Here is a 4119-nt window from a genome sequence, read left to right on the forward strand (position 1 = left end):
ATTTAAAAGAAAGATAATATGCTTTACTGGAATACGGTGAATAATTTATTGAAGGACAGTTTGCTCACGCTCATGCAGGCCGATGTGTTAAAAGACTTCCGGCTGGTGGGTGGTACAGCATTAAGCTTACATCTGGGGCACAGATTGTCTGTAGATATTGATCTCTTTACAGATGCCGATTATGGTTCTGTAGATTTTAAAATCATTGAAGATTTTTTGATAAATACATTCCCATACGTACAGGGTGATTTTAACAAAACACCCGGGATGGGTAAATCATATTTAATCGGAACAGATCCTACACATGTTGTTAAACTGGATGTGTATTATTCAATGGATCCTTTTTTTCAGAATGTAATTGAAGTAGATGCTATACGACTGGCAACTGTAGAAGAAATTATAGCCATGAAGATTGATGTTATACAGAGAGAAGGAAGAAAAAAAGATTTCTGGGATTTGCATGAAGTATTAACCCATTATACCATCAAAGATATGATTCATTTACATAAACAACGCTTCCTATATACACATGATCATTCATTAATCCAACAAAACATGATCAATTTCAGAAAAGCAGATACGGATTTTGATCCTGTATGTCTAAAAGGAAAATACTGGGAATTTATTAAAGAAGATATTGAGGCTGCAGCTGCGCGTTAAAACAAATCCAAATGTTCTACACGATATTGATTATTTAATTTGTTTGGAATTGTTTTTGTTTGCCGCGGCGAATGGAATTCTTCCGGAAAAAATAATCAGCACCCGATAAAATAAAAAAGGTCTCCCGATTTCTCGAGAGACCTTTAGGGTAAATGATGTTAAAATGTCGAACTTGTTTTATCAGTACATCAAGATATTGAATGAGTTAAGAAATCACCTAATTGAATTTTAATTATTTATTATACTTAATTAATAGATATATTATGATTAATCTGCAGTATATTCAGCCTTAATTCTATTGTTTGCAACAAAAAAATCAGATGTTCCAGAAAAAACTTGACACATATGAAAATACTAAATCAATCCCTTAAAGGAATCAGTATAACTGCCTTGGCAGGAGTGATGATCATGTTAGGGAATATGTTATGTCAAAGTCTATACGCACAGAGTAACATACAAAATTCTAAAACCAAACAACCCAATATTCTTGTTATTTGGGGAGATGATATAGGTTGGCAAAATGTTAGTGCGTATGGTATGGGCGTTATGGGTTACACAACTCCAAACATTGATCGAATTGGTAACGAAGGAATTCGTTTTACCGATCAATATGCACAACCCTCATGTACTGCAGGCCGTGCTTCATTTATTACGGGTCAGTATCCTATTCGTTCAGGCATGACTACTGTAGGTGTACCAGGAGATAAATTAGGCCTGCAAGCGGCTTCGCCTTGCCTGGCAGAAGTATTGAAAACTGCGGGTTATAAAACAGGCCAATTTGGGAAAAACCATTTAGGAGACAGAAACGAGCATTTGCCAACAGTCCATGGTTTTGATGAATTTTATGGTAATCTATATCATTTAAACACGCAAGAGCAGAGCGAGTACAAAGATTATCAAGAATATGCAAAAAACTATCCGGGTGGGCCTGAAGCATTCGCCCAAAAGTTCGGAACACGCGGCGTTATTCATTCTTATGCTTCAGATAAAGATGACCCAACAATTGATGCTCGTTTTGGACGCGTAGGTAAACAACGCATTGAAGATACTGGTCCTTTAACAATGGAACGTATGAAAGATTTTGATGCAGTTGAAACTATTCCACGTGCAGAAGAATTTATGAAAAAGAGCAAAGAAGAAGGTAAGCCTTTCTTTGTATGGTTAAATACCAGTCGAATGCATTTATATACACATTTAAATGAAAAATGGCGTTATGCAGCACAACCCTATACACATGATCAAGACATGCATGGTAGCGGTATGATGCAACATGATCATGACATAGGTCTGGTACTCGATTTTTTAAAAGCAAACGGATTAGATGAAAATACTATTGTTTGGTATTCTACCGACAATGGGCCTGAACACTCTTCCTGGCCATATGGTGCAACTACCCCTTTTCGTGGAGAGAAAATGACAACTTATGAGGGCGGTGTACGTGTTATTTCTATGTTACGCTGGCCACATGCAATTAAACCCGGACAGGTGCTCAATGGCATTCAGGCACACATGGATATGTTCACTACTTTTGCAGCAGCAGCAGGTATAACCAACGTTGCTGAAAAAATTATGCTTGAGAAAAAACAATACATTGATGGCGTTAATAATCTTGATTACTGGACCGGAAAATCTACAGTAAGTGCTCGCAATAGTTTTATTTATTATCGGGAAAGTAAACTGATGGCTGTGCGTGTTGGTCCATGGAAAGTACACTTTGCTACGAGCGAGAATTATTACGACTTGCCTAAAACCCGAAATCCATTATTCTTCAATATTCGAAGTGATCCTTTCGAAAGCTACGACTCCGAAGACTCTTATGGACATATGGCACAACGTATGTCGTGGCTTTTTCAACCGATCAGCGAGATCATTCAGCAACATTTAGCTACTTTAAAAGAGCACCCTCCGGTTCAGAGTGGTACTTCATTTCAAATGGATGATGTTGTAATAGATATGTTGAAACAGATGAAAGCAAAAGAATAACATTCTTTTATATTTATGTGTAATCACGGCAACTGAAAGAGAAACAATTATACTGTGAGCACACAACATAGATAAATTCTTTTAGTTAAGATTCTAAGGTTCGAAACACCATCAGGGATCAAATAAAAAAGCCTTCAATTTTTAAAATTGAAGGCTTTTTTGATGCGGGTAAATGATGGGGTTCGAACCCACGACCCCCAGAACCACAATCTGGTGCTCTAACCAGCTGAGCTACATCTACCGTGTTACAAACAGTTGTTTGTTTTAGGTTTGCAAAAGTACCACTTCGCAGATACAAATACAAGACCTTTGTAAAAATTATCTTTCAAAAGTTAAGCGCTTTCCTTTATTATCTTCGTTAAATGCACCTTCATGGTATACCCAATTCCCTGAAACAAAGGTATCTGTTACGCTGGACTTGAAAATATACCCTTCAAATGGCGACCAGCCGCATTTGGAAAGAATATTACTTTTTTCAACCATCCAGGGTTTGTTCAGATCCACAAGTACTAAATCTGCATAATAGCCTTCGCGTATATAACCTCTTTTTTCAATCTGAAATAAATCGGCCACATTGTGCGACATTTTTTCGGCGATCCGTTGCAGGGATATTTTTCCCTGGTGATATTTTTCCAGCATGGCAACCAGGCTATGCTGAACCAGCGGCCCACCCGAAGGCGCATCAATATATGGTAACTCCTTTTCTTCAATGGTGTGCGGCGCATGGTCTGTAGCAATCACATCAATGCGGTTGTCCAACACAGCCTGCCAGATGGCTTCACGGTCTGCTGCCGTTTTCACTGCCGGATTCCATTTGATGTAATTCCCCTTCGTGGCATAATCCTCATTTGAAAACCATAGGTGATGAATACATGCTTCAGCCGTAATTTTCTTTTCTTTCAACGGAATTGTATTTGTGAAAAGATCCAGTTCTTTTGCTGTAGAAATATGCAGGATATGCAAACGTGTACCATGCTTTTTCGCCAATGCTACTGCCTTGGATGAAGATGCATAACATGCTTCTTCACTACGGATCAGATGATGATGTGTGGCATTCAGCGCATCACCATACAATGCTTTATATTTTTCTGTGTTGGCGCCTACAATCGGATCTTCTTCTGCGTGTATGGCTACCAGCATTTTTACCTGAGAAAAAATCCGGTCCAGCATTTCAGAATTATCAACCAGCATATCTCCTGTTGAAGAGCCCATGAATATTTTGATCCCGCACACATTTTTCGGATCCGTCTTCAACAGCTCATCTACATTACTGTTTGTCGTACCCATGAAAAAGGAATAGTTTGCCAGACTGGTTCTGGATGCGATCTCATATTTCTGTTCAAGCAATTCCTGCGTAACCGTTGCAGGCTTTGTATTCGGCATTTCCATGTAACTGGTTACACCACCGGCAACAGCAGCTTTGGCTTCTGTATAAATGGTTGCCTTATGCGTCAAACCAGGCTCTCTGAAATGTAC

3 protein-coding genes and 1 tRNA gene are annotated in these 4119 nt (G+C 38.7%); 2 read left to right on the forward strand and 2 right to left on the reverse strand.

What is annotated here, in order from left to right; genetic code table 11:
- Positions 1-18: 18 nt before the first annotated feature.
- Entirely contained in the window at positions 19-660 is a 642-nt protein-coding gene (locus ACTHJT_RS08455) for a nucleotidyl transferase AbiEii/AbiGii toxin family protein (RefSeq protein ID WP_440237585.1), read from the forward strand.
- Positions 661-1005: 345 nt separating this feature from the next.
- A complete protein-coding gene (locus ACTHJT_RS08460) occupies positions 1006-2643 on the forward strand; it encodes an arylsulfatase (protein WP_440237586.1) in 1638 nt (545 codons plus the stop codon).
- A 167-nt stretch (positions 2644-2810) separates the two neighbouring features.
- Here ACTHJT_RS08460 and ACTHJT_RS08465 read toward each other — a convergent pair.
- Together ACTHJT_RS08465 and ACTHJT_RS08470 are read right to left on the reverse strand one after the other, a co-directional pair.
- Positions 2811-2884, reverse strand: a tRNA-His gene (locus ACTHJT_RS08465).
- Positions 2885-2961: 77 nt separating this feature from the next.
- A partial coding sequence (locus ACTHJT_RS08470; RefSeq protein ID WP_440237587.1) for a dihydroorotase occupies positions 2962-4119 on the reverse strand: 1158 nt, incomplete at its 5' end.

This window comes from Cytophaga sp. (assembly GCF_051961495.1).
Classification (GTDB): domain Bacteria; phylum Bacteroidota; class Bacteroidia; order Cytophagales; family Cytophagaceae; genus Cytophaga.